General features: G+C 69.1%; 20 protein-coding genes and 1 riboswitch. Of the genes, 8 read left to right on the plus strand and 12 right to left on the minus strand.

Annotation, left to right across the window (positions count from 1 at the left end):
• A partial coding sequence (locus NGR01S_RS26025; RefSeq protein WP_245664784.1) for an ATP-binding protein occupies window positions 1-1,380 on the minus strand: 1,380 nt, incomplete at its 3' end.
• A 365-nt stretch (window positions 1,381-1,745) separates the two neighbouring features.
• Window positions 1,746-1,884: riboswitch (cobalamin riboswitch) on the plus strand.
• A gap of 168 nt (window positions 1,885-2,052) precedes the next feature.
• On the opposite strand from NGR01S_RS26025, the gene metE reads away from it, so the two are divergent.
• Window positions 2,053-4,320, plus strand: coding sequence for a 5-methyltetrahydropteroyltriglutamate--homocysteine S-methyltransferase (gene metE / locus NGR01S_RS26030; protein ID WP_063041344.1), 2,268 nt, complete (start codon window positions 2,053-2,055; stop codon window positions 4,318-4,320).
• A 273-nt stretch (window positions 4,321-4,593) separates the two neighbouring features.
• Here metE and recG read toward each other — a convergent pair whose 3' ends face one another.
• Window positions 4,594-6,852 (minus strand): ATP-dependent DNA helicase RecG, encoded by a 2,259-nt coding sequence (gene recG, locus NGR01S_RS26035; RefSeq protein ID WP_063041346.1) that lies wholly within the window; start codon window positions 6,850-6,852, stop codon window positions 4,594-4,596.
• A 48-nt stretch (window positions 6,853-6,900) separates the two neighbouring features.
• Complete coding sequence (gene fakA, locus NGR01S_RS26040) at window positions 6,901-8,607, minus strand: DAK2 domain-containing protein (protein ID WP_063041516.1); 1,707 nt, start codon at window positions 8,605-8,607, stop codon at window positions 6,901-6,903.
• Between the two features lie 386 nt (window positions 8,608-8,993).
• Between fakA and rpmB the strand changes: the two genes are divergently transcribed.
• The 3 genes from rpmB to NGR01S_RS26055 all read left to right on the plus strand — a co-directional run bounded on the left by rpmB (window position 8,994) and on the right by NGR01S_RS26055 (window position 10,641).
• Entirely contained in the window at window positions 8,994-9,185 is a 192-nt protein-coding gene (gene rpmB, locus NGR01S_RS26045) for a 50S ribosomal protein L28 (protein ID WP_011210730.1), read from the plus strand.
• A 66-nt stretch (window positions 9,186-9,251) separates the two neighbouring features.
• Window positions 9,252-9,845 carry a GNAT family N-acetyltransferase gene (locus tag NGR01S_RS26050; RefSeq protein ID WP_245664786.1) on the plus strand — a complete coding sequence of 198 codons (594 nt, stop codon included), beginning with the start codon at window positions 9,252-9,254 and terminating at the stop codon, window positions 9,843-9,845.
• A gap of 10 nt (window positions 9,846-9,855) precedes the next feature.
• Window positions 9,856-10,641 (plus strand): enoyl-CoA hydratase/isomerase family protein, encoded by a 786-nt coding sequence (locus tag NGR01S_RS26055; RefSeq protein ID WP_063041348.1) that lies wholly within the window; start codon window positions 9,856-9,858, stop codon window positions 10,639-10,641.
• Between the two features lie 53 nt (window positions 10,642-10,694).
• On the opposite strand, the gene NGR01S_RS26060 is transcribed toward NGR01S_RS26055, so the two are convergent.
• Genes NGR01S_RS26060 through NGR01S_RS26075 form a run of 4 tightly spaced genes read right to left on the minus strand, consistent with a single transcriptional unit; the run spans window position 10,695 to window position 13,565 of the window.
• Window positions 10,695-11,558, minus strand: coding sequence for an alpha/beta fold hydrolase (locus tag NGR01S_RS26060; RefSeq protein WP_063041520.1), 864 nt, complete (start codon window positions 11,556-11,558; stop codon window positions 10,695-10,697).
• A gap of 50 nt (window positions 11,559-11,608) precedes the next feature.
• Complete coding sequence (locus tag NGR01S_RS26065; protein ID WP_063041350.1) at window positions 11,609-11,848, minus strand: hypothetical protein; 240 nt, start codon at window positions 11,846-11,848, stop codon at window positions 11,609-11,611.
• 38 nt (window positions 11,849-11,886) lie between these two features.
• Window positions 11,887-12,570 (minus strand): uracil-DNA glycosylase, encoded by a 684-nt coding sequence (locus NGR01S_RS26070; RefSeq protein WP_063041352.1) that lies wholly within the window; start codon window positions 12,568-12,570, stop codon window positions 11,887-11,889.
• Between the two features lie 11 nt (window positions 12,571-12,581).
• Complete coding sequence (locus NGR01S_RS26075) at window positions 12,582-13,565, minus strand: thiamine-phosphate kinase (RefSeq protein WP_218020830.1); 984 nt, start codon at window positions 13,563-13,565, stop codon at window positions 12,582-12,584.
• 275 nt (window positions 13,566-13,840) lie between these two features.
• On the opposite strand from NGR01S_RS26075, the gene NGR01S_RS26080 reads away from it, so the two are divergent.
• The gene (locus NGR01S_RS26080) at window positions 13,841-14,434 is read left to right on the plus strand and encodes a DUF3515 domain-containing protein (protein WP_063041524.1); all 594 of its coding nucleotides are present in this window, start codon (window positions 13,841-13,843) and stop codon (window positions 14,432-14,434) included.
• A gap of 6 nt (window positions 14,435-14,440) precedes the next feature.
• Here NGR01S_RS26080 and NGR01S_RS26085 read toward each other — a convergent pair whose 3' ends face one another.
• Together NGR01S_RS26085 and NGR01S_RS26090 are read right to left on the minus strand one after the other, a co-directional pair.
• On the minus strand, window positions 14,441-15,556 hold the full coding sequence (locus tag NGR01S_RS26085) for a D-alanine--D-alanine ligase family protein (protein ID WP_063041354.1): 1,116 nt from the start codon (window positions 15,554-15,556) through the stop codon (window positions 14,441-14,443).
• A gap of 55 nt (window positions 15,557-15,611) precedes the next feature.
• A complete protein-coding gene (locus NGR01S_RS26090; RefSeq protein ID WP_063041356.1) occupies window positions 15,612-16,607 on the minus strand; it encodes an NAD(P)H-dependent glycerol-3-phosphate dehydrogenase in 996 nt (331 codons plus the stop codon).
• A gap of 30 nt (window positions 16,608-16,637) precedes the next feature.
• Between NGR01S_RS26090 and cofC the strand changes: the two genes are divergently transcribed.
• From cofC to NGR01S_RS26105, 3 genes are all read left to right on the plus strand, one after another.
• Window positions 16,638-17,327 (plus strand): 2-phospho-L-lactate guanylyltransferase, encoded by a 690-nt coding sequence (gene cofC / locus NGR01S_RS26095; protein ID WP_063041358.1) that lies wholly within the window; start codon window positions 16,638-16,640, stop codon window positions 17,325-17,327.
• 131 nt (window positions 17,328-17,458) lie between these two features.
• Complete coding sequence (locus NGR01S_RS26100) at window positions 17,459-19,645, plus strand: RNA degradosome polyphosphate kinase (RefSeq protein WP_084481721.1); 2,187 nt, start codon at window positions 17,459-17,461, stop codon at window positions 19,643-19,645.
• On the plus strand, window positions 19,642-20,607 hold the full coding sequence (locus NGR01S_RS26105) for an NUDIX hydrolase (protein ID WP_063041360.1): 966 nt from the start codon (window positions 19,642-19,644) through the stop codon (window positions 20,605-20,607). Before NGR01S_RS26100 ends, NGR01S_RS26105 begins: the two co-directional genes overlap by 4 nt.
• A 293-nt stretch (window positions 20,608-20,900) precedes the next feature.
• On the opposite strand, the gene NGR01S_RS26110 is transcribed toward NGR01S_RS26105, so the two are convergent.
• From NGR01S_RS26110 to leuC, 3 genes are all read right to left on the minus strand, one after another.
• Window positions 20,901-21,542 (minus strand): HU family DNA-binding protein, encoded by a 642-nt coding sequence (locus NGR01S_RS26110; RefSeq protein ID WP_063041362.1) that lies wholly within the window; start codon window positions 21,540-21,542, stop codon window positions 20,901-20,903.
• A 156-nt stretch (window positions 21,543-21,698) separates the two neighbouring features.
• The gene (gene leuD, locus NGR01S_RS26115; protein WP_063041364.1) at window positions 21,699-22,307 is read right to left on the minus strand and encodes a 3-isopropylmalate dehydratase small subunit; all 609 of its coding nucleotides are present in this window, start codon (window positions 22,305-22,307) and stop codon (window positions 21,699-21,701) included.
• 49 nt (window positions 22,308-22,356) lie between these two features.
• A complete protein-coding gene (gene leuC, locus NGR01S_RS26120) occupies window positions 22,357-23,772 on the minus strand; it encodes a 3-isopropylmalate dehydratase large subunit (RefSeq protein WP_084481722.1) in 1,416 nt (471 codons plus the stop codon).
• Between the last annotated feature and the right edge of the window lie 120 nt (window positions 23,773-23,892).

The raw sequence follows: 23,892 nt of genomic DNA on the forward strand, positions 1-23,892 counted from the left end.
ACCGCGGTCGGCGGATTCGCGGGTGGCCAGCAGTTCCGGACGCTCGTCGATGAACGATGTGGTGATGCGGCCGGCGGTGAAATCGTCGTCGCCGAGTACCGCGAGCAGGAACGGGATATTGGTGGTGACACCGCGGATCCGGAACTCCATCAGCGCCCGCCGGGCCCGCGCCACCGCCGCCGGGAAGTCCCGGCCGCGGCAGGTGAGCTTGACCAGCATGGAATCGAAATAGGCACCGATCTCCGCGCCGAGATTCGCGCCGCCGTCGAGCCGGATACCGGCGCCGCCGGGGGTGCGGTAGGCGGTGATGCGGCCGGTATCGGGACGGAATCCGTTGGCCGGGTCCTCGGTGGTGATCCGGCACTGCAGCGCCGCACCGCGAATGGTCACCTTGTCCTGGCTCAGCCCCAGATCGCCCAGGCTCTCCCCGGCCGCGATCCGCAACTGCGACTGGACCAGATCCACATCGGTGATCTCCTCGGTCACCGTATGTTCCACCTGGATCCGCGGATTCATCTCGATGAACACGTGTTTACCGCGTTCGTCGAGCAGGAATTCCACCGTGCCCGCACAGCTGTACCCGATCTGCCGGGCGAAGGCCACCGCGTCCGCGCAGATCCGGTCCCGCAACTCCGGATCCAGATTCGGGGCCGGGGCCAGCTCGATCACCTTCTGGTGCCGCCGCTGCAGCGAACAGTCCCGCTCGAACAGGTGCATCACATTGCCCTGGGTATCGGCCAGGATCTGCACTTCGATATGCCGCGGGTTCACCACGGCCTGCTCCAGGAACACCGTCGGATCACCGAACGCCGACTCCGCCTCGCGCGAGGCCGCCTCGATCGCTTCCCGCAGCCCGGACCGCTCGGCCACCCGGCGCATACCGCGCCCGCCGCCACCGGCGACGGCCTTCACGAATATCGGGAACTCCATGGATTCCGCGGCCGTCAGCAACTCCGCCACGTCGGCCGAGGGTGCGCTCGAATCCAGGACCGGCAGCCCGGCCGCGCGCGCCGCGGCGATCGCGCGGGCCTTGTTGCCCGCCAATTCGAGAACCTCGGCCGACGGTCCGATGAAGGTGATGCCCTCCCTCGCGCATGCGGCGGCCAGATCGGGATTCTCCGAGAGGAACCCGTAGCCGGGGTAGATGGCGTCGGCGCCCGCGGTCTTCGCCGCCTCGATGATGGCGTCGACCGAGAGGTAGGCCCGGACCGGATGACCTTCCTCGCCGATCTCGTATGCCTCGTCCGCCTTCAGGCGGTGGACCGAATTACGGTCCTCGTGCGGGAAGACGGCAACCGTTCCGATACCGAGCTCGTACGCCGCACGGAAGGCTCGGATGGCGATTTCGCCGCGGTTGGCAACCAAGACTTTCGAGAACATTGAACCAACGTACCCGGCGTCACACCCAGGATCGACAGCGAAGTCCACTTCGCAGAGTTTTCACAAGGGGGTATTGCAAGGGTGCGAAAAGGAGTTCACCGTGCCGTCATATCTCACCACCCGCGGCCCCCTGCGGCGCGGTGCCGGAACCCCAGCCAATACCCCGCTATTCCGGGTACGTGATCACCACCGGCAAACGCGTCGCTGCCGCACCACGTACCGCCGCCCGCGCCCGTGCCGCGCGGGGAGATGCGGACCGCTCGTGCCGGCGCGTTATGGTGGAACCCGCAGCTGGTCCGCCGGCCGGACGACGAGGAGCCCCGAACGTCCGCCCCCGGCGCCGAAGCCCGCACCACGCGGGTGAGAGGGAATCCGGTGGAAATCCGGAACTGTCCCGCAGCGGTGAGCAGGAACGACCGCCGTCATCAGCACTGGGCAGCAACGCCTGGGAAGCGACGGCCAGTAGGTCGGCCGACCGGCCGGTGCCCGCGAGTCCGAAGACCTGCCGGTTGTACCGGATACGCCGTATCCGGTGGTCGTCGCCTCGTGGAGCGGGCGCCGCCACCAGTGCTGACAACCGACCCGACCGCACGGCCGGGTCGTTCGGGGTCTCATCGGTGCCGTGCGTCCGGGAACGGCGACGGCCGTCGAACTTCAGCACTGGAGAACACCGTGACTGTTATTTCGCACACCCCGTTCACCGCAACGGTTCTCGGACTCCCCCGGGTCGGGCCGCGCCGGGAACTGAAACGCGCGACCGAGTCCTACTGGGCGGGCCGGATAGACGCGGCGCGACTACACGAGACCGGCCGCGCGCTGCGCCGGGACCAGTACGCGGAACTGACCGCCGCCGGACTGGACTCGATCCCCGTCGGCACCTTCTCCTACTACGACCAGATGCTCGACACCGCCGTTCTCCTCGGCGCCCTACCCGAGCGGGTCGCCGGGATCGAGGATCGGCTGGACCGCTATTTCGCGGCCGCGCGCGGAACCGAGTCGGTGGAACCGCTGGAGATGACCAAGTGGTTCGACACCAACTACCACTACCTGGTGCCCGAACTCGGCCCGGACACCAAATTCGGCCTGCATCCGGAAGATCTGCTGGCGCAGGTGGCCGAAGCGATCGAACTCGGCGTACCGGTCCGGCCCGTGATCATCGGACCGGTCACCTTCCTGAAACTGGCCAAGACCACCGACGGCGCGGCGCTGGACCGGATCGACGAACTGATCCCGCTGTACCGGGAATTGCTGCGGCTGCTCGCCGAGGCGGGCGCGGGCTGGGTACAACTCGACGAACCCGCGCTGGTCACCGATCTCACCGCGGTGGAACTGGCGACGGTCCGGCGGGTCTACACCGAACTCACCGCGGCGGGGCGGCGGCCGGCGGTGCTGGTGGCCACCTATTTCGGGTATCCGGGCGCGGCGCTGGAAGCGCTGGCCACCACCGATGTCGAAGGTATCGCCGTCGATCTGGTCGCCGGCACCGAGGTCGCCGCGGTGGCGGCGGTCCCCGCTCTGTCGCACAAACTGCTGGTCGCGGGCGTGGTCGACGGTCGAAATGTCTGGCGCACCGATCTCGACGGTGCGCTGTCGACGCTGGCCACGCTGCTGGGCAGCGTAGGGGCCCTGGCGGTTTCCACCTCGTGCTCGCTGCTGCACGTCCCGTACTCGCTGGAGGTGGAGACTCGACTCGACGACGCACTGCGCTCCTGGCTCGCCTTCGGCGCCGAGAAGACCGCCGAGGTGCGGGTGCTGGCGACCGGACTGAGCTCCGGCACCGAGGCGGTCGCCGCGGAACTGGAGACCGCCCGGGCCGCCGCCGCGAGCCGCCGCGCCGATCCACGGATCGGCAATGCGCAGGTACGGGCGCGACTCGCCGCGCTGGGCCCGGACGCCGCCCGGCGGGCTCCCGCCGACCAGCGCCGGACCCTGCAGCGGGAGCGTCTGCACCTGCCGCCGCTGCCGACCACCACCATCGGCTCCTACCCGCAGACCTCGGCCATCCGGCTGGCCCGGGCGGCACTGCGGTCCGGGGAGATCGACCGGGCCGAGTACGTGCGCCGGATGCGGGCGGAGATCGGCGAGGTCGTCGCCCTGCAGGAGGAACTCGGGCTCGATGTCCTCGTACACGGCGAACCGGAACGCAACGATATGGTGCAGTACTTCGCCGAACAGCTGGACGGATTCGCGGCGACCGATCTGGGCTGGGTGCAGTCCTACGGCACCCGCTGCGTGCGCCCGCCCATCCTGTTCGGTGACGTCTCCCGCCCGGCCGCGATGACGGTTGACTGGATCACCTACGCGCAGTCGCTCACCGACAAACCCGTCAAGGGCATGCTCACCGGCCCGGTCACCATCCTGGCCTGGTCCTTCGTCCGCGACGACCAGCCACTGGCGGATTCGGCCCGGCAGGTGGCCCTGGCGATCCGGGACGAGACGGTGGATCTGCAGAACGCGGGTATCCGCATCGTCCAGGTCGACGAGCCCGCGCTGCGGGAGCTGCTCCCGCTGCGTGACGCCGATCAGCAGGCGTACCTGGACTGGTCGGTGCATGCCTTCCGGCTGGCCACCTCCGGGGTGGCCGACTCCGTCCAGATCCACACCCACCTGTGCTACTCGGAGTTCGGTGAGGTGATCGACGCCATTGCCGGGCTGGACGCCGATGTCACGTCCATCGAGGCCGCCCGCTCGCGGATGGAGGTACTGGGCGATCTGAACGCCTCCGGCTTCGCCGCCGGGGTGGGACCGGGCGTCTACGATATCCACTCGCCCCGGGTGCCCGGTGTCGAGGAGATCACCGCGTCCCTACGTGCGGCCCTGGAAGCGGTGCCGGCCGAACGTCTCTGGGTCAATCCCGACTGCGGCCTGAAGACCCGCGGCCCGGCCGAGGTGGAGGCATCTCTGCGCAATATGGTGGCCGCCGCCCACGGCGTCCGCTGAATTCCCGGTCCGGGCCGCGCCACCCGCGACCCGGACCGTTCAGCCCTCCAGCTCCCCGGCTCCTGGTTCCCGGCGTTTCGTCCGCCGGGCCACACAGTGCGGGCAGGCCTGCGCCACGCGCAGCACCGGCCGGATCCGGGCCGGTGCGGACGGCCCCCGCCGCACCGCCCGGCACCCTTGTCTTTCCCCCATGAGACCTGATCCTTTCCTTCGGCGTTTTACCGTTGCCAGGTTTGACGCCGGGTGTCCCGGCCCGGTTCCCAGGTACGCCGATCAGGATTTGGCCAGATATTCCAAGCGTTCGGAATCGACGGCAGCGTGCATCATCGCCGCCAGCCCGGGGTGCCGGGTCAGCCCGGGATCCTGCTCCACCACCGTGCGGGCCAGCTCCTGGGCGGCGGTGATGACCTCCAGATCGTCGAGCAGCGACAGCAGGCGCAGCGACCGGGTGGTCCCCGACTGCGCCGCGCCGAGCACATCGCCCTCGCGGCGCTGCCGCAGATCGAGTACCGAGAGCTCGAATCCGTCGGTGGTGGCGGCGACGGCCTCCAGCCTGGTCATCGCCGGACCCCCGAGTGCGGCGTCGGTGATCAACAGGCACAGCCCGGGATGTGCACCGCGCCCGATGCGGCCCCGGAGCTGGTGCAGCTGGCTCACCCCGAACCGGTCGGCGTCCACGATCACCATCACGGTCGCGTTCGGCACGTCCACGCCCACCTCGACCACTGTCGTACAGACCAGCACATCGATATCGCCGGCATTGAAGTCGCGCATCACCTGGTCTTTTTCATCCGACGGCAGCCGTCCGTGCAGCAGCCCGATCCGCAGCCGCGCGAGCGGTCCGGTGCGCAGGCGGTCGAAGACATCGACCACGGCCTGTGTCGGCGGAGCTTCCTTCTCCGCGGCTTTCTTACCCCGTGCCCCGGAACCGTCTTCGTCGTCACCGATCCGCGAGCACACGACATAGGCCTGCCGGCCCGCGCCGACCTCCTCGGTGATCCGCTCCCAGGCCCGGTCCACCCAGTTGGGATGCACCCGGCGCGGTACCACCTTCGACTGGATGGGCGAACGCCCGCGGGGCAGTTCGGCGAGCGTGGAGGTCTCCAGGTCGCCCAGGGTGGTCATGGCGATGGTGCGCGGGATCGGGGTCGCGGTCATCACCAGCAGATGCGGGGAGAAACCCGATTTCGCCTTGGCCCGCAGCGCATCACGCTGCTCCACCCCGAACCGGTGCTGTTCGTCCACCACCACCAGGCCCAGATCGAAGAATTCGACCGCGTCCTGGATCAGGGCGTGGGTGCCGATCACGATGCCCGCGTCCCCGGTCACCGCGGCGAGCAATGCGGCTCGTTTCGCCGCGGCCGGCATGGAACCGGTCACCAAGGTCACCCGGGTGGCGGTCTCGGCCGCACCCAGCTCCCCCGCCTGCCCGAGGTCGCCCAGCATCGCCCGCAGCGACCGATAGTGCTGGGCGGCGAGTACCTCGGTGGGCGCGAGCAGCGCACACTGCTGACCCGCGTCGATCACCTGCAGCATGGCGTGCAGCGCGACGACGGTCTTACCCGAACCCACCTCGCCCTGCAGCAGCCGGTGCATGGGTTGCTCCCGGGACAGATCCGCCGAGATCTCGCCGATGACCCCGCGCTGTCCCGCGGTGAGTTCGAACGGCAGCCGCTCCTCGAAGGCGGCGACGATTCCGTCCGTGCGCAGCGGGCAGACCCGCGCGGTACGGCCCGCCACCTCGTGCCGCCGTTCGGCGAGGACCAGTTGCAGTGCCAGCGCCTCGTCGAACCGCAGCCGTTCCCGGGCGCGTTCGATATCGGAGGTGCGTTCGGGCAGATGGATCAGGCGCAGCGCATCGCCCACCGGCATCAGTTCCCGTTCGTCGCGCACGGCGGCGGGCAGCGGATCGGCGAGCGGGTCGAGCTGATCGAGAACCTGCCGGACACAGGCCAGGATCTCCCAGCTCTGCACCCTCGCCGTCGCCGGGTAGACCGGGATGAACTCCCGATCGAAGAAAGACATATCCACGCCGCCGGCGCCCTTCGCGCTCTGCGCGATCCCCCGTAGTTCACCCCCGCCGCGCACGGTGGTCAGGGTCGGTTCCTCGTCGTCGGCCTCCGGCAGGATCAGATATCCCGGATGGCTGAGATTCCACTGACCGGGCCGCCAGTAGTTGACCGTGCCCGACATCATGGCCCGGACGCCCTGCCGGACCGCGTATTTAACCTTGTCGCCGTTGAAGAACGTGACATCCACGCCGCGCCCGCCGCCGGTATCGAGCACCACCTTCAGCAGTGACCCGCGCCGCTGCCGCATCGGCCGCAGATCAGCCTTGGTGACCCGGCCGATCACGGTGATGTGCGCCCCGTCCTCCGGGGCCTCCTCGGTGAGCGGCTGCCCCTGGGTGGCGTAGCGCAGCGGATAGTGGCGCAGCAGATCTTCCACGGTGTGCATATCGAACGCGTCCGCCAGCGTCGCGGCGGCCTTCGCGCCGAGCAGATGGTCGAGCCGGTCGCTCAGTGTCGCCATCGCGCTACTCCTGTCCCCACGGCCCGCGGCGGCGGGTCCGGCGGATACTCATTCCACACCGATCTGTATCAGGTCGCCCTGCTGGCCTCCGGCATACACCGTGACCTCCACCCCGGGGAATTCGTCACCGATATGCCGCGCGAGATCGTCGGCGAGACCGTCCGGTGCGGCCGCGCCGACCAGCAGGGTCACCAGTTCACCGCCCAGCCCGAGCATCCGGTCCAGCAGGGTCTGCCCGGCGGCCCGGGTATCCCGGTCGATCACCACCACATCGTGGCCCACCAGGCCGAGCCCGTCGCCGGGCGCGCAGGTCCCGACCATGGTGAGCGCGCGTCCACGGGCCCGGCGCAGCGCGCCCCAGCGGGTGCTCGCGGCCGCCTCGGACATGGTGAAGGCATCGTCCACGGCGATCCGGGCCCGATCGTGTACCGCCAGGGCCGCGAGGCCCTGGACCATGCTCGCGCTCGGCAGCAGCAGCACGTCCCGGCGAGCGTCGCGGGCCGCCGCGCCGACCGCCACGAGTTCGTGGGCCGGCAGCGCACCGTTGGGGAGTACCAGCACTTCCCGATGCGGGAGCTGCCGGACGGCGGCGAGCAATACCGCCGATTCCAGCGTCTGTTCGGCGTTCAGCACCACCGCGCCCCCCGCCTCGAAGAGTGCCGCGGCGCCGGCACCGGACGCGACGGCCAGCACCCCGCGATCGGCGGGTTCACCGAGGCGTCCGCTGATCCGCCGGACGGCCCGGTCGTGCACCTGCCTACTGTCCGCCGCCTCGCGCACCTCGGTGACCACGGCGCCACCGGCGCGCGGGTCGCCGGGCCCGGTGCTCGCGCCGTCCCCATGGTCGGCGTCCTCGATCAGATGCTCGATACGGATCGCGACCGGGCGCCCCACGGCGAGGCCGGCCTCCACCGCCGCACCCGCGTCCGCGCAGTGCACATGTGCCGACCAGCCCCCGGCACCGTCGGCGGCCACCACCACCGAATCCCCCAGGGCGGCGAGCCGGGAACGTAGTTCGGCGGCGAGATCCGCGCGAGCCCCGTCGATCCGGTACATCACCTCGTAGCGGTGCGCCGCTCCCGGCCCGGCCGACGCCGTGCGGAACGCGGCGGCCCGATACTCGGCCCGTACTGGGGTCTCGCCGGTCACCACGCCGACCAGCCCGTCCAGCAGGACCAGCAACCCGCGCGCACCGGCATCCACCACCCCGGCCGCGCGCAGCACCGGCAACTGGTCGCGGGTGTCCTCCAGCGCCCGCGCCGCCGCGTCGGCGGCGGCGCGGACCACCGCCGCCAGCCCGGGCTCGGTGCAGCCGTGCGCCGCGGCCCCCGCCCGGTCGAGAACCGTGAGGATGGTGCCCTCCACCGGATCGCTCAGGCTGCCCCGGACCAGTTCGGCCGCCCCCGCCAACGCGGCTCGATAGGTCGATTCGGTGAGCCCGGCGTCCACCGTCGCGTCCGCGAAACCCCTCAGTACCTGGGACACGATGATTCCGGAGTTACCCCGCGCCCCGGCCGTCGCGCCCCGGGCCAATGCCACGGCCACCGGGTGGGCGGACGACCGGCCGGGGTCCCCATCGGCGTCCGCCGGTAGGCGCTGCGCTGCCGCGACTGCGGCACGCATCGTCGCCAGGAGGTTGGTACCCGTATCGGAATCCGGTACCGGGAAGACGTTGAGCGCATCGATCTCCACGCGCCGCTGTTCGAGCGCGCACACACACCGACGGCCCCAGTCCAGAAGTTCGGCCCCGCCCAGCCCGCCGTCGGCGGAACCGGTGGCCGACGAACCGTCGCCGCTCACCTGCCGGGTTTCGGGCACCGTCACCTCATTCCTCGTCGTCGGAGCAGTCGAAGGCCAGGTTAGCGGCCGATCCCGACACCGCGACCCGGGACGGGCCACACGAACGACGCCGCGCGTGGATCCGCCGGGTAGGCTCCGGATTGATGGATCAACCCCAGTTTGGTGGATCGCAGCGGGTCGGGCTACCCTTGCAGGGTTGCCTGGCGCGGCCGTTATCGGTCGGCGCTGTCCGATGGTCATCGAATCCGCCGATGCTCGTCGGTGGGCATGACGACATTGATCAGGATCGACCGCTATACCGGTGGCAGGTCCCCCATGATGACATGAAGGAGTTCGCGACTATGGCTGCCGTCTGCGACGTCTGCGCCAAAGGCCCCGGCTTCGGTAAATCGGTCTCGCATTCGCACCGGCGCACCAATCGTCGCTGGAACCCGAATATCCAGACCGTGCGGGCGCAGGTCGCCCCGGGTAATACCCGCCGGATGAACGTGTGCACCTCCTGCCTGAAGGCGGGCAAGGTGGTCCGCGGCTGATCACCGGGCGACCGGTTCACCCGTCGGGCACACAGCTCTTCGATACGACCTCGCCCCGGCTCCTGCGTGGAGCCGGGGCGAGGTCGTATCGCTTTCCGGAAGGAGCACCGGACGAACAGCGACACCAGCGTTCCGCGCAGCGCGGACGCCCCCTGGACACTCGCCGCACTGCGTCCCGACCACGCCCGCGCCCTGGCCGCCTGCCATATCGCCTGCTGGCGTGAGGCCTACCGGGGCCTGGTTCCCGACCATGTGCTGGCCGCCTTCGATATCGATCGCCGCGCCGCGAACTGGGAGCGCATCGCCGGCAACCATTCCGGGCGAATCCTGGTCGCGGAATCGGGACCCGAGATCGCCGGGTTCACCCATTACGGCCCGCCCCGCGACGATCCCCCGGTCGCCGAGCGGGAACTGCAGGCCATGTACGTCCGTGCCGAGTGGTACGGCAGCGGACTGGCCCAAGCCCTGCTGGACGCGGTATTCGAACCCGAGCGCTCCTGTTCGCTGTGGGTATTCGCGGACAATCCCCGGGCCCGTGCCTTCTACACCAAATACGGTTTCGTCCCCGACGGCACCGCCCGCGCCGAACGTTTCACCACGGCCACCGAGATCCGGATGGTGCGACCGTCGGCGATATCCCGGTCCGGCCGCGCCCAGTAATGTCGCGACGATGAGCACCGAAGCCGAATACGTCCGCATCGACGACGGGGTCCTCGAGATCACCCTGTCCACCGCAGCCAAGGGCACCTCCCTGGATTTCGCCGGGGTCGCGGCGGGCACCGCCGCCCTCGCCGACCCGGGATCGGATATCGGTGCCGTCCTGCTCACCGGCGCGGGGCCGAACTTCTGCGCCGGTGGCGATGTGCGCGATTTCGCCGCGGCGCAGGACCGTTCCGCGCACCTGTACCAACTCGCCGATACCCTGCACGTTTTCGTCCGGGCGTTGGACAGCGCACCGGTGCCCGTGGTCGCCGCGGTGCACGGCTGGGCCGCCGGTGCCGGAATGAGCCTGGTCTGTGTCGCCGATATCGCGATCGGGGGGCCGGGCACCCGGATGCGTCCCGCGTATCCGGGTGTCGGGCTCAGCCCCGACGGGGGTATGTCGTGGACGCTGCCCCGACTGGTGGGGGCGGCCAAAGCCCGCGAGATCCTGCTCACCGACGCCGTACTCGATGCCGCGGAGGCCCAGCGTCTCGGGATCCTGGCGCGTATCGCCGACAGCGACGAGACGGTCCGCGACGACGCCCGCGCACTGGCTCGCACCCTGGCGCGCGGGCCACGCGCGAGTTACGCCTCGATCCGGGCTTTGCTGAGCCGGTCGGCCACCGCCACGCTCGGCGAGCAACTGGACGCCGAACGCGATGCGATGGGAGCGGCCGCGGGCAGTCCGACCGGCCGCGAGGGGGTGGACGCGTTCCTCGCCAAACGCGCCCCGGACTATTCCGGGCTGAGCTGACCGCCCCCGGCCCGGCGGCGCGGGATCATCGCGCCGACCGCGCCCGGTCCCGGTCAGCGAGACCGGGTGACGAACTTCGCGACCGCCTCGGTGAACGCGTCGTTGTCGTCGCCGGCGGCCGTATGCGCGGCATTGCCGATCTCGACCAACTCGGCGTGTGGCACCAGCTCCATGAATTCCGCGGCGCCCGCGGCGCTCACCACATCCGATCGCAACCCCCGCACCAGCAGGACCGGAATATCGAGTGCCCGTGCCGCGCCCTCGAGCGTGCGAGCCATTTCGTCGGGGTCGGCGGCTTTGTCGCCGAGAATGCCCGGATCCCAGTGCCAGTACCAGCGGCCGTCGCGTTCACGCAGGTTACGCAGCAGTCCCGCGTTGGATTTGGGCCGTGGCCGGTGTGGGAGATAGTCGGCCACGGCGTCCGCGGCCTCGTCGAGCGTGGCGAATCCATCGGGGTTTCTGCTCAGGAAGGTGAGCACCCGGTTGACGCCTTCGGGCTCGGGCCGGGTGACGATATCCACCAGGACCAACGCGCCGATCGCGTCTCCCCCCGAGGCCGCGGTGGCCAGTAGCCCGGTGATACCGCCCATACTGGCGCCGACCACCACCGCGGGGCCACCGCCGAGTTGTTCCAGCACCGCGAGTACATCGCCGACCATGGCCTCGTAGCGGTAATCACGATCGGGAGCCCATTGGCTGTCGCCGTGGCCGCGGGCGTCCAGTGTGACCGCCCGGATCCCCGCCGCGCCGAGTCGCGCACCGGTCTGTTTCCAGGAATGCCGGGTCTGGCCGCCGCCGTGCAGGAAGAGCACGGCCGGGCCGTCCGGCGGGCCGTATCGGTCCGCAACGAGCTCGATCCCGCCTCGGCCGCGTACCCGCAGCCGGACGGGATCGAGCAGATTGTTCGCATTACTCACGATTTTCAGCATCGCAAATATGCGGGCGTTACGCCGTACGAACGGCCGAATCAGCAGTCCAGATCCATGGCGCTCAGGGTCCGCTGGAAGAGACAGGCGCCCTTGGCGTTCACCGAGGCCGAGATCGTGGACGAGCCGCTCGAGGTGAAATCCTCGGCGATCGGGGCCGCGGGCTCGGTCGCCGGACTCATCGGTTCCAGCGTCAGCGGGGCCGCTCCGGCCGTCGCCCCGGCCGCACCCGACAGGGCGGCGCCCAGTGCGAGCGAGGCAGTGATGCCGCGCAGTTTCATGGTGTGCTCCTCTATCTTGTTTCTCTTTCGACGCCCGCTCAGGGCAGGCGCCAGTCCACCGGCTCGGCGCCGAGTTCGTCCAGCAGTTCGTTGACCCGGGAGAACGGACGCGAGCCGAAAAACCCGCGCGATGCCGACAGCGGTGACGGATGCGCGGATTCGATACTGGGCACCTCCGCGGCGGCCAGCGCCGGTTTCAGCGAGGCGGCGTCCCGGCCCCACAGCACGGCCACCAGCGGCTCGTCGCGCGCCACCAGTGCGGCGATCGCCTGCTCGGTGACCTTTTCCCAACCTTTGCCGCGATGGGAGGCCGGTTTGCCGGGCGATACCGTCAGGACTCGGTTCAACATCAGCACACCCTGGCGCGACCAGGGGCTCAGGTCGCCGCAACTCGGGGTGGGATGGCCCAGGTCCTTGGTGTATTCGGCGAAGATGTTGGCCAGGCTGCGGGGTACCGGCGAAACATCCGGCGCCACCGAGAAGCTCAGTCCCATCGGGTGGCCCGGGGTCGGATAGGGGTCTTGGCCGACGATCAGCACCCGGACGTCTTCGAACGGCTCCTGGAAAGCACGCAGTACGTTCTCCCCGGCAGGAAGATACCCGCGGCCCGCGGCGTTCTCCGCACGCAGGAATTCGCCCATCTCCGCGATACGGTCGGCGACCGGATCCAGTGCCTTCGCCCAGCCCGGATCGATGATTTCCACGAGTGGTTTCGTGCTCATGACCGCACAACCTATCGTGAGTGGCCGACATTCGCCGAGTCCGTCCCGGAGAACGCTTCCCAGCCCTGCGGACCGCGGTACCGCGCACCGTCCACGGTCACCCCCTGACCGGCCTCGATATCGCCGATCACAGTCCATCCAGGTGGCGCCGGCGACCCGGCCGGCCAGACCCCGGCGAACACATGGTCCTCGCCTCCGGTCAGGATCCATTGCCGCGCATCGGCTTTTAGGAAATCGGCGCATTCCTCGAGCTCGGTATCGTGCAGTGCCGCCGCACGCACATCGATGGCGACTCCCGAGGATTCGGCCAGATGCCCGATATCGGCGAGTAGCCCGTCGGAGATATCGGTGAGCGCCATTGGTGGATGCGCGCCGGTCACGGCGGCGCGGACGAGGTCGTAGGCGGGTCGCGGGGCACGGTGCGCGGCGACGGCCGTCGTCACGCCCGGGCCGGACTCCGGCGAATACCCCCTCGCGAGTACGGCGTAACCGGCCGCCGACCAGCCCGGCCGCCCGGCGATCGCGAGGAACCCACCGGCCCGTGCCCCGGACCGGGTCACCGGCTGCTCACCCAGGGGATCACCGAATGCCGTCACCGAGATCACCACCTGCGGACTGCGCACGATATCCCCACCGGCGACCGAGCCGCCCGCGCGGGACGCCTCCGCCCAGAACCCGTCCGCGAGTCCGAGCACGAAATCCACCGGGGTCCGTTCCGGTACCCCGAGGCCCACCACGTAGCCGGCCGGTTCGGCGCCCATCGCGTAGATATCGGCGGCGTTCTGGGCGATCGCCTTGCGGCCGATCTCCTCGGCGGCCGACCAGTCCAGCCGGAAGTGGCGGTCCTCGATCAACATATCCGTGCTCACCACATAGCGCCCGCGCGCCGCCGCCAGTACGGCCGCGTCGTCACCGGGGCCCAACTGCACAGCGGGCCCCTGTTCCCGGCCCGCGTTGATCCGGGCGATGAGGGCGAATTCGCCCACGTCGCGCACCGTGGGTCCTGTATCGATCGTGGGACCTTCCTCACTCGCTGCTACCACCGGCGGCACCGGCCGCCGCCGCTCGGCCCGGGCAACGGGCCGTATGTCCGTCGGCGGAACGCGGCCCTGCTGTACCCCGGACGCCGCGGAGCCCCGATGCCGCGCGCCCGGCCGATACTCCGGTGTTTCCCGCACGACGGTACCCTGTGCCCGATGACCAGGCGCGGCGGCCGGGACTCCCGCCGGTGCCCCGCCCCACGTACGCGCTGATGAAAGGACCGCCGAGGATGCCGGGGACATCGCCGGACAACGACATCGATACCCCGGACGGCAGCGGCGCCGAACGCACCGGGTATCCGCCCGCGCTGATCGCGACCGCGGTCGCGCTGCCGATCGCCCTGCTGATCGGCGTGGTGGTCGCGGCGTTCATCGCCGCGCGCACACCGGTCGAACGCGAACCGCTGGCGCTGGGTCCGGTGCCGGCGCCCGCGGCCGACGGTCCCGCCTGCGCCACCCTGCTGCCCGCCCTGCCCGCCGACCTCGGCGAGTACACCCGTGCCGCCCTCGTCGAACCGGTACCGCCGGCGACGACGGCCTGGCAGCTACCCGACGGCGGCGAACCGATCGTGCTGCGCTGCGGACTCGACCGCCCTCTGGAATTCCACCGGGCCTCCCCGTTACAGGTGGTCAACGGCGTCCAGTGGTTCGAAATACGCGACGACGCGGCCGCCACAGCCACCTGGTTCGCGGTGGACCGCGAAACCTATATCGCCCTCACGGTTCCCGACAGGTCCGGCCCGACACCGCTGCAGGCGGTATCGGATACCGTCACCGCGCAGCTGCCGGCCCGCCCGCTCGACCCGGGCGAGCTGCCGAACTGAGCGCGGTCAGCGCAGCCCGGTACCGCGGGTGAGGGCCGTTTCCACGAGTGTGGTCAGCAGTTTCCCGTAACCGACCCCGGTCTCGTCCCACATCCGCGGATACATCGAGATCGGCGTGAACCCGGGCATGGTGTTGATCTCGTTGATGACCGGGCCGTCCTCGGTCAGGAAGAAATCGACGCGGGCCAGGCCTTGACAGTCCAGCGCGCGGAAGGCACGCACCGCCATCTCGCGGACCTCGTCGGACACCTCGTCGTCGAGTTTGGCCGGGACATCGAATTCGCAGACGTCATCGAGGTATTTGGTATCGAAATCGTAGAAGGCGGGACCGGGTTTCTCACCGGCGTCGGCATCGGCCAGGTCCTCGGGCATCTTGATCTCGGCGAGCACACTGGCTTCCACCCGGCCGTCCGGGAATTCCAGCACCCCGCATTCGACCTCGCGGCCCACGATGCCCGCCTCCACGATCACCTTCGGGTCGTGGGCGCGCGCGGCGGCGATCGCGGCGTCGAGATCGGCCCAGTCGGTGACCTTGGTGATGCCGATCGAGGAACCGCCGCGCGCGGGTTTGACGAACACCGGCAAGCCCAGCCGTTCCCGCTCCGCGGGAGTGACGGTGACAGTGCCCGGCCGCAACACCACCTGCATGCCGACCGGCAGGCCGTCGGCGGCGAGGAGTTTCTTGGTGAACTCCTTGTCCATACCGGCCGCGCTCGCCAGCACCCCCGGCCCCACATAGGGAATACCGGCCAGTTCGAGCATGCCCTGCACGGTGCCGTCCTCGCCGAACGCTCCGTGCAGTACCGGGAACACCACATCGATGGCTTCGAGCGCGGTGCGCGGATCGTCCAACGCGACCAGTGTCCCGGCCCGGCTCGGATCCGCGGCCAGCATCAGTTCCCGCCCGCCGCCGGTGACCGAGGGCAGGGTCCGGTCGTGCCGGCCGAGCTCGGCGGCGTCATCGCCGGCCAGCACCCAGGTGCCCTCGGTGGTGATCCCGATCGGCACCGCGTCGAAACGCGCCGGATCGAGGTTCCGCAGCACTGCACCGGCCGACACACACGACACCGTGTGCTCGTTGCTGCGTCCGCCGAAAACTACGGCCACCCTGATCCGGTTCATGTCCGAACCGTACCCTGCCGGGATGCCCGCCAACCGTCCCGGACCACCGGTGTGCCTATTCGGGTTTTATCTGCCGGCCCAGCAGCTTCTCCAGCGCCGTCTGCACCGCCAGGCCTTCGTGGCACACCTGGTGCACGGCCTCGGTGAGCGGCATCTCCACATTCTTCGCGGCGGCCAGGGCGCGCACCGAGGTGCACGACTTCACCCCTTCGGCGACCTGGCCGTGTGTCGCCTCCTGTGCGGCCTGCATGGACCCGCCGCTGCCGAGGACCTGCCCGAAGGAGCGGTTCCGGGACAGCGGCGAGGTACAGGTCGCGATGAGATCCCCGACCCCGGCCAGCCCGGCCAGGGTCACCGGTTCGGCGCCCAGTGCCACACCGAGCCGGATGATCTCGGCCAGCCCCCGGGTCATCAGCCCGGCGAGGGAGTTGTCGCCGAAGCCCATGCCCGAGGCGATCCCGCACGCCAGGGCAATGACATTCTTGCAGGCACCGCCCAGTTCACAGCCGATCACATCGGTGTTGGTGTAGGGCCGGAAGTAACCGGTCACGCAGGCGCGCTGCACCGCGGCGGCCCGTTCGGCGTCGGCACAACCGATCACCGTGGCCGCGGGCTGCCCGGCGGCGATCTCCTTGGCCAGATTGGGTCCCGACAGCACCGCGATCCGATCCGGTGACGCACCGGTCACCTCGGCGATCACCTCGCTCATCCGCAGCAGGGTGCCGTTCTCGATCCCCTTGGCCAGACTGAGCAGCGTGGTGTCGGGGCCGATGGCCGGTGACCAGATCTTCAGATTCGCGCGCAGGGATTGCGACGGCACCGCGAGGACCACGATATCGGCGCCGTCGAGGGCCCGCGCGTAGTCGTCGGTCGCCGCGACCGGCGGCAACTGCACCCCCGGCAGGTACCAGGGGTTGCGGTGGTCGGTGGCCAGCGCCTCGGCGACCTCGGGCCGGCGGGCCCAGATGGTCACCTCGGTTCCCGCCTCCGCCAACACCTTCCCGAATGCCGTGCCCCACGATCCCGCACCCAGTACCGCCGCCCTCGTCATCAGCCCAATATGCCATGACAGGATGGGGCCATGTGCTCGCACACCGTGCACGCCGTCATCGCGGTGAAAACCCTGGAAAGCGCCAAGAGCCGGCTGGCCGGAGTCCTGGCCCCGGCCCAGCGGTCCCGGCTGGTCCTGGCCATGCTGACCGATACCGTGCGCGCGGCCGCGGCGGCCCCGGAGATCGCCTCGATCACCGTGGTCACCCCCGATCCCGTGGTCTCCCGCGCGACCCGCGCGCTCGGTGCCGACGTCCATCCCGAACCCCGCGGCGCCGCCACCGACCCCGATGCCCTCAACACCGCCCTGTCCACCGCGGCGGCCGCGCTGCGCGCCCGGCACGGCGACGTGTCCGTGCTGGCCCTGCAGGCCGACCTGCCGGCCCTGCGCACGCCGGAACTGTCCGCGGTCCTGGCGACCGCCCGCGGTGCCCGCGCGTTCGTGGCCGACCACGCGGGCACCGGTACCGCGGCGCTGCTGGCTCCGGCCGGTACCGCGCTGCGACCCGGATTCGGGCGGAATTCGGCGCGCCGGCACCGGGACGACGGCGCGGTCCGGTTGCACGGGGACTGGCCCGGCCTGCGTCACGATGTCGATACCGCCGACGACCTGGCGGCGGTGCGGGCGCTGGGAACGGGGCCCGATACCGCCGCACTGCTCGGCGAACTCGGCTGGCCGGCTCCCGTCCGCGATTCGGTCACCCAGGTGTGTCAGGCGTAACTCCGCCTTCGCTCCGCCCGTGCGCGGGAGGTGGACGGCAGCCACTCGACTGCGCCAACGGGCAGCCGCCACCGCGTGAACTCGAGATAACAGTCATCTACGGCATATGCACGGTCACAGGTTAGTAGGGAATGATCGTAGGTGTGAGCGATACGGAAACCATCAAGCAGCAGCAGGTCCTCCCGACCCCGCCTCCGGCCGCCACCCAGATCCCCGCCGTCGGGAGCGCACCCAGTTTGCCGGCCGATCGCTACCTGAACCGGGAGTTGAGCTGGCTGGATTTCAATGCCAGAGTCCTGGCCCTGGCCGAGGACGCTTCACTGCCGTTGCTGGAACGCGCGAAATTCCTGGCGATCTTCGCCTCGAACCTCGACGAGTTCTACATGGTCCGCGTCGCCGGTCTCAAACGCCGCGCCGAAACGGGGCTTTCGGTGCGGTCGGCGGACGGTCGCACGCCGAACGAACAACTGGCCCTCATCGCGGTGCGCAGTCAGGATCTCGCGGTCCGGCACGCCGAGGTTTTCCTCCACGAAGTACTGCCCGCGCTCACCGAAGAGGGCATCGCGATCATCGACTGGGCCGATCTCGACGAGGCCGAACAGGAACGATTGTCGGGGCATTTCCAGGACCAGGTCTTCCCCGTCCTCACCCCGCTGGCCGTGGACCCGGCCCACCCCTTCCCCTATATCAGCGGATTGAGCCTCAATCTCGCGGTGACCGTCCAGGACGAGACCACCGGCGGTGAGCATTTCGCGCGCGTGAAGGTCCCCGACAATGTGGACCGTTTCGTGCGGGTGCGCCGGCAGGGTTCGGGCAACGGCGGCGCGATCGCGGCATTCCTGCCGATGGAAGCACTCATCGCGGCCCATCTGGACCAGTTGTTCCCCGGTATGACCGTGGTGGAGCACCATTCGTTCCGGATCACCCGCAATGCCGATTTCGAGGTCGACGAGGACCGGGACGAGGACCTGTTGCAGGCGCTGGAGCGGGAACTCGCCCGCCGCCGCTTCGGATCCCCGGTCCGGCTCGAGGTCTCCGACGATATGACCGAGCACATGCTCGATCTGCTGCTGCGCGAGCTCGAGGTCGATCCCGCCGATGTCATCCAGGTCCCCGGGCTGCTGGATCTGTCCTGCCTGTGGCAGGTGTACGGGGTGGACCGCCCGAATCTCAAGGACGCTCCCTACGTGCCCGCGACGCCGCCCGCGTTCGGCGAACGGGAGACACCGCGCAATGTGTTCCAGGCGCTGCGCGAGGGTGATGTGCTGGTGCACCACCCCTATGACTCGTTCTCCACGAGTGTGCAGCGTTTCATCGAACAGGCCGCCGCCGATCCACAGGTGCTGGCCATCAAGCAGACCCTGTACCGGACCTCCGGCGACTCCCCGATCGTGAACGCCCTCATCGATGCCGCCGAGGCGGGCAAGCAGGTGGTGGCGCTGGTGGAGATCAAGGCACGGTTCGACGAGCAGGCCAACATCAAATGGGCGCGCACGCTGGAACAGGCGGGTGTGCACGTGGTCTACGGTCTGGTCGGACTGAAGACCCACTGCAAGACCTGCCTGGTGGTGCGGCGCGAGGGTTCCACCATCCGCCGCTACTGCCATATCGGCACCGGGAACTACAACCCCAAGACGGCGCGGCTGTACGAGGATGTCGGACTGCTCACCGCGGCGCCCGAGATCGGTGCCGATCTCACCGATCTGTTCAATTCGCTGACCGGTTATTCCCGTAAATCCGATTACCGCAATCTGCTGGTGGCCCCGAACGGCATCCGCGCCGGGATCATCGCCCGGATCGAACGGGAGATCGAACTCGCCCGCTCCGGTGCTGAGGCCGGAATCCGTTTGAAAGCCAATGCGCTGGTCGACGAGCAGATCATCGACGCGCTCTACCGCGCCTCCCAGGCGGGGGTGCCGGTACGCATCGTGGTGCGCAGTATCTGCGGGCTGCGGGCGGGGGTTCCCGGGATGAGCGAGAACATCGAGGTGCGCTCGATTCTGGGCCGCGTTCTGGAGCATTCCCGGATCCTCAACTTCCGGGCACAGAACGAATTCTGGATCGGCAGCGCCGATATGATGCACCGCAATCTGGACCGCCGGGTGGAGGTCATGGCCCAGGTGAAGGATCCCAGGCTGTGTGAACGGCTCGACGAGATCTTCGAATCCGCCCTGCACCCGATGACCCGCTGCTGGGTCCTGGACTCGGACGGCAGCTGGAAATCCAGCCCGGACCGGGCCGGTACCGGCGGTGACGGTACCGAAGTCCGCGATCACCAGGTGGCGCTCATGCGACTACGCCGTCCGGATCAGCAGTGAACGACACCCACACCCCACCGACCTACCCGGATCCCCGGACAGCACCCAATATCCACGCGGCGGGCACCGTGTTGTGGCGGCATGCCCCCGGTTCCGCGGGCGGTCTCGAGATCGCGGTCATCCGGCGCCCCAAATACCAGGACTGGTCGCTGCCCAAGGGCAAACTCGATCCCGGGGAGTCGCCGGTCCTGGCGGCATTCCGGGAAACCGAGGAGGAAACCGGATTGCGCCCCCGGCTGGGCCGCTATCTGGGCAAGGTGACCTATCCGGTCACCGGGCATCGCAAGATGAAACGGGTCGACTACTGGGCCGCGGAGGTAGTCGACGGGGAATTCAGCGCCAACAGCGAGGTCGACGAATTGACGTGGTGCGCGCTGGACACGGTGATGTCGGAGCTGTCGTATCCGATGGATCGCCAGATCGTACGGGCGTTCACCCGGTTACCCGCCGATACACACACCGTGCTGCTGGTACGCCACGCCAAGGCCGGACGACGCGACCGCTACAGGGGCCCCGACGAACAGCGCCCGCTGGAGCCGGCCGGCTATCGGCAGTCCCTGGCGCTGGTTCCGAATCTGCTGGCGTTCGGCGCGCAGGACATCTATTCGGCCGAACCGCTGCGCTGTGTACAGACGGTGGCGCCGCTGGCCGAGGAACTCGGCGTCGATGTGGAGATCGAACCGCTGCTGGGCGATATCGGCTACGCCGCCGATCCGGACAAGGCCCGCGACCGGATCCGGTCACTGGTCTCGGCGCCGCGGGTCCAGGTGCTGTGCAGCCAGGGCGATACCATTCCGGATCTGGTCCGCTGGTGGGCGGCCCAGGACGGGATGCGGTTGTCACCCGCGCGGACCCGTAAGGGGTCGGTCTGGGTGTTGTCGTTCTCGGGTGAGCGACTCGTGGCCGCCGATCATCTCGACCGATCCCTGTCGGTCGATACCGCGCCCGCGGTCACCGCATAGGACACGCGGGCAGCCGAAACGGCTACAGAGACGGCTACGCCCCCGGGGTTTGCCCGGGGGCTGGTCCGTCCGGCGTTCCGGTCGTGTGGATCCGCGAGTCGCCGAGTCGTCACACCACCCGGTGACTCGCTGACGAGAACCGATCGCGGGGTCTCGTACCGTCCGCGGGTGCGAGCACGCACCCGGGATCCGGCGGAGTCGAACAGTGCGGCAGAGCCGCATGGCGGGCCGGGCACACGGGATCCGGTGGGACCCCGGCTGGAAAGTGCGGCGCCGGCGCGCCTGGCCCGCGGTCAGCGAGCCTTTTTGGCTGTCGTCTTCTTGGCCGGGGTCCGCTTCGCGGTGGCCGACTTCTTGGCCGTGGACTTGGCGGCCGTGGTCTTCTTGGCGGTGGCCTTCTTGGTGGCCGTGGCCTTGGCTGTCGTCTTCTTCGCCGCCGTCTTGCGGGCCGCGGTCTTGGTGGCGGCCTTCTTGGCGGCGGTGCTCTTGGCCGGCGCCTTGGTGGCGGTCTTGCGTGCCGTTGTTTTGGCGGGCGCCTTCGTCGCGGCCTTCTTGGCGGTGGTTTTCTTCGCCGTTGTCTTCTTCGCCGTGGATTTCTTGGCCGCCACAGGAGCATTGACACCGCGTTTCACCGCGGGTCCGGTCGCCGCGAGCTTCTGTTTACCCGCGATAACCGCCTTGAACTGGGCACCGGGCCGGAACGCCGGCACCGAAGTGGGCTTCACCTTGACGGTTTCCCCGGTACGCGGATTCCGCGCCACCCGGGCTGCCCGCTTACGCTGTTCGAACACACCGAATCCGGTGATGGTGACGCTCTGCCCTTTGTGTACCGCGCGCACGATGGTGTCGACCACATGCTCGACTGCCGCGGTGGCCGTGCGCCTGTCAGTACCCAACTTTTCGGTCAGAACGTCGATCAGTTCCGCCTTGTTCATTGAATCCTCCGCAGACTAATGGCCCGTCGTCGGACCGACTAGGTACCACGGTAAACCCACATTGGGCAAGAGTCTATGTGCCACGCCAAAATTCATGTGGTCTAGCACACGCACAGCTACCACGACATCCGGGGGGCCACTAAGAGGCCGAGAACATTACGCCTGCGAAATAGGTTCGGGCAGGGTCTTTGGTTTCCAAGCCGGCCTTGTCATTTCGAACTCGGCGATCACATCGCTACGCCGCAGCGTCAGGCCGATGTCGTCCAAACCCTCCAACAGGCGCCACCTGGTGTAGTCGTCAATATCGAACGGCAACACGATGGTTCCTGCGGTCACCGTGCGCGCCGCGAGGTCCACAACCAATTCCAGTCCGGGCTGTTCCTCGAGCAACTTCCAGAGCATTTCGACATCATTCTGTGACATTCGTGCCGCCAGCAGGCCACCCTTGCCCGCATTACCGCGGAAGATGTCGGCGAAACGTGAAGAGATAACTACCCGAAAGCCATAGTCCATGAGCGCCCAGACAGCGTGCTCACGGGAAGATCCGGTCCCGAAATCCGGACCGGCCACCAGGACGCTGCCCTGCTTGTACGGCTCGGTGTTCAGAATGAAGTCCTCATCACCGCGCCAGGCGGCGAACAGGCCGTCTTCGAATCCCGTACGAGTGACGCGCTTCAGATAGACGGCGGGGATGATCTGGTCGGTGTCGACATTGGACCGGCGCAGCGGAACGCCGATCCCCTTGTGCACGGTGAAGGCTTCCATCGTATTTCTCCCTGATTCGGCTATAAGTGAGTTTCGATATAAGACGGGCTCAGTCGATGTCCGCGGGCGCCGACAGCGTGCCGCGGACCGCGGTCGCGGCGGCCACCAACGGCGACACCAGGTGGGTGCGCCCGCCTTTGCCCTGCCGGCCCTCGAAGTTCCGGTTCGAGGTCGACGCGCAGCGCTGGCCCGGAGCGAGCTGATCGGGGTTCATTCCCAGGCACATCGAGCATCCGGCCTGCCGCCATTCGGCCCCGGCCGCGGTGAAGATCTCGCCCAGCCCCTCCGCCTCGGCCTGTTCCCGCACCCGCATCGAGCCCGGTACCACCAGCATTCGCACGCCCTCGGCCACCGTGCGACCCCGCAGCACCTCCGCCACGGCCCGCAGATCCTCGATCCGGCCGTTGGTGCAGGATCCGACGAAAACGGCGTCCACCGACACCTCGCGCAGCGGCATACCCGGGGTCAAATCCATATAGCGCAGCGCCTTCTCCGCGGACTCGCGGGCGGTCTCGTCGGCGATCTCCGCCGGATCGGGCACATTCGCGGCCAGCGGCAGCCCCTGCCCCGGGTTGGTGCCCCAGGTGACGAACGGGGTCAGCGCGCCGGCGTCGATGTGCACCTCCCGGTCGAAAACCGCGTCCTCGTCGGTCTTCAGCGCCTCCCAGGCCTCGACCGCGGCATCCCAGTCCGCGCCCTGCGGGGCGTGCGGGCGGCCTTTCAGGAACTCGTAGGTGGTTTTGTCCGGGGCGATCATTCCGGCTCGGGCACCGGCCTCGATGGACATATTGCAGACGGTCATCCGCGCTTCCATCGACATATTGCGAATGGCCTCACCGCGATACTCGAGCACATAGCCCTGGCCGCCGCCGGTGCCGATTTCGGCGATCACCGCGAGAATCAGGTCTTTACTGGTGACTCCCGGCGGCAGCACGCCGTCCACGGTGATCGCCATCGTCTTGAACGGCCGCAGCGAAAGGGTCTGCGTGGCCAGCACGTGCTCGACCTCGCTGGTGCCGATTCCCATGGCCAGCGCGCCGAAAGCACCGTGGGTGGAGGTGTGGCTGTCGCCGCAGACCACGGTGGTGCCGGGCTGGGTCAGCCCCAGCTGCGGTCCCACGACGTGGACGATGCCCTGCTCCCGGTCGCCCATCGGGTGCAGCCGGACGCCGAATTCCGCGCAGTTGCGGCGCAGCGTCTCCACCTGGGTTCGCGACACCGGGTCGGCGATGGGTTTGTCGATATCGACGGTCGGGACATTGTGGTCCTCGGTCGCGATGGTGAGATCGGGCCGGCGCACGGGACGACCGGCGGCCCGCAGACCGTCGAAGGCCTGGGGGCTGGTGACCTCGTGCACCAGATGCAGATCGATGTAGATCAGATCGGGTTCGCGCGCCTCGCCCTCACCCTCGCCGCGGGCGACGACGTGCTGTTCCCATACCTTCTCGGCCAGCGTACGTGGCATTGTTTCGATCACCTTTCGGGCTCGGCATCCGGCCCGGGCCTGCCCGGCACCGGATACGCGCTAGCTGGAATCATGCGACCACTTCCAAGGACGCCACCTGGGCTGTTCGTAATGGCATCT

Origin of the sequence: Nocardia grenadensis NBRC 108939 (assembly GCF_001613445.1) — a bacterium.
GTDB lineage: Bacteria > Actinomycetota > Actinomycetes > Mycobacteriales > Mycobacteriaceae > Nocardia > Nocardia grenadensis.

What these genes read in the sequence shown, in the direction of transcription:
- NGR01S_RS26070 (WP_063041352.1), bottom strand. Translation starts at nt 12,570, where the DNA reads ATGAGCACGAAACCACTCGTGGAAATCATCGATCCGGGCTGGGCGAAG.
- leuC (WP_084481722.1), bottom strand. Translation starts at nt 23,772, where the DNA reads ATGCCACGTACGCTGGCCGAGAAGGTATGGGAACAGCACGTCGTCGCC.
- NGR01S_RS26100 (WP_084481721.1), top strand. Translation starts at nt 17,459, where the DNA reads ATGATCGTAGGTGTGAGCGATACGGAAACCATCAAGCAGCAGCAGGTC.
- NGR01S_RS26090 (WP_063041356.1), bottom strand. Translation starts at nt 16,607, where the DNA reads ATGACGAGGGCGGCGGTACTGGGTGCGGGATCGTGGGGCACGGCATTC.
- leuD (WP_063041364.1), bottom strand. Translation starts at nt 22,307, where the DNA reads ATGGAAGCCTTCACCGTGCACAAGGGGATCGGCGTTCCGCTGCGCCGG.
- recG (WP_063041346.1), bottom strand. Translation starts at nt 6,852, where the DNA reads ATGGCGACACTGAGCGACCGGCTCGACCATCTGCTCGGCGCGAAGGCC.
- NGR01S_RS26065 (WP_063041350.1), bottom strand. Translation starts at nt 11,848, where the DNA reads ATGAAACTGCGCGGCATCACTGCCTCGCTCGCACTGGGCGCCGCCCTG.
- rpmB (WP_011210730.1), top strand. Translation starts at nt 8,994, where the DNA reads ATGGCTGCCGTCTGCGACGTCTGCGCCAAAGGCCCCGGCTTCGGTAAA.
- NGR01S_RS26110 (WP_063041362.1), bottom strand. Translation starts at nt 21,542, where the DNA reads ATGAACAAGGCGGAACTGATCGACGTTCTGACCGAAAAGTTGGGTACT.
- cofC (WP_063041358.1), top strand. Translation starts at nt 16,638, where the DNA reads ATGTGCTCGCACACCGTGCACGCCGTCATCGCGGTGAAAACCCTGGAA.
- NGR01S_RS26055 (WP_063041348.1), top strand. Translation starts at nt 9,856, where the DNA reads ATGAGCACCGAAGCCGAATACGTCCGCATCGACGACGGGGTCCTCGAG.
- NGR01S_RS26085 (WP_063041354.1), bottom strand. Translation starts at nt 15,556, where the DNA reads ATGAACCGGATCAGGGTGGCCGTAGTTTTCGGCGGACGCAGCAACGAG.
- NGR01S_RS26080 (WP_063041524.1), top strand. Translation starts at nt 13,841, where the DNA reads ATGCCGGGGACATCGCCGGACAACGACATCGATACCCCGGACGGCAGC.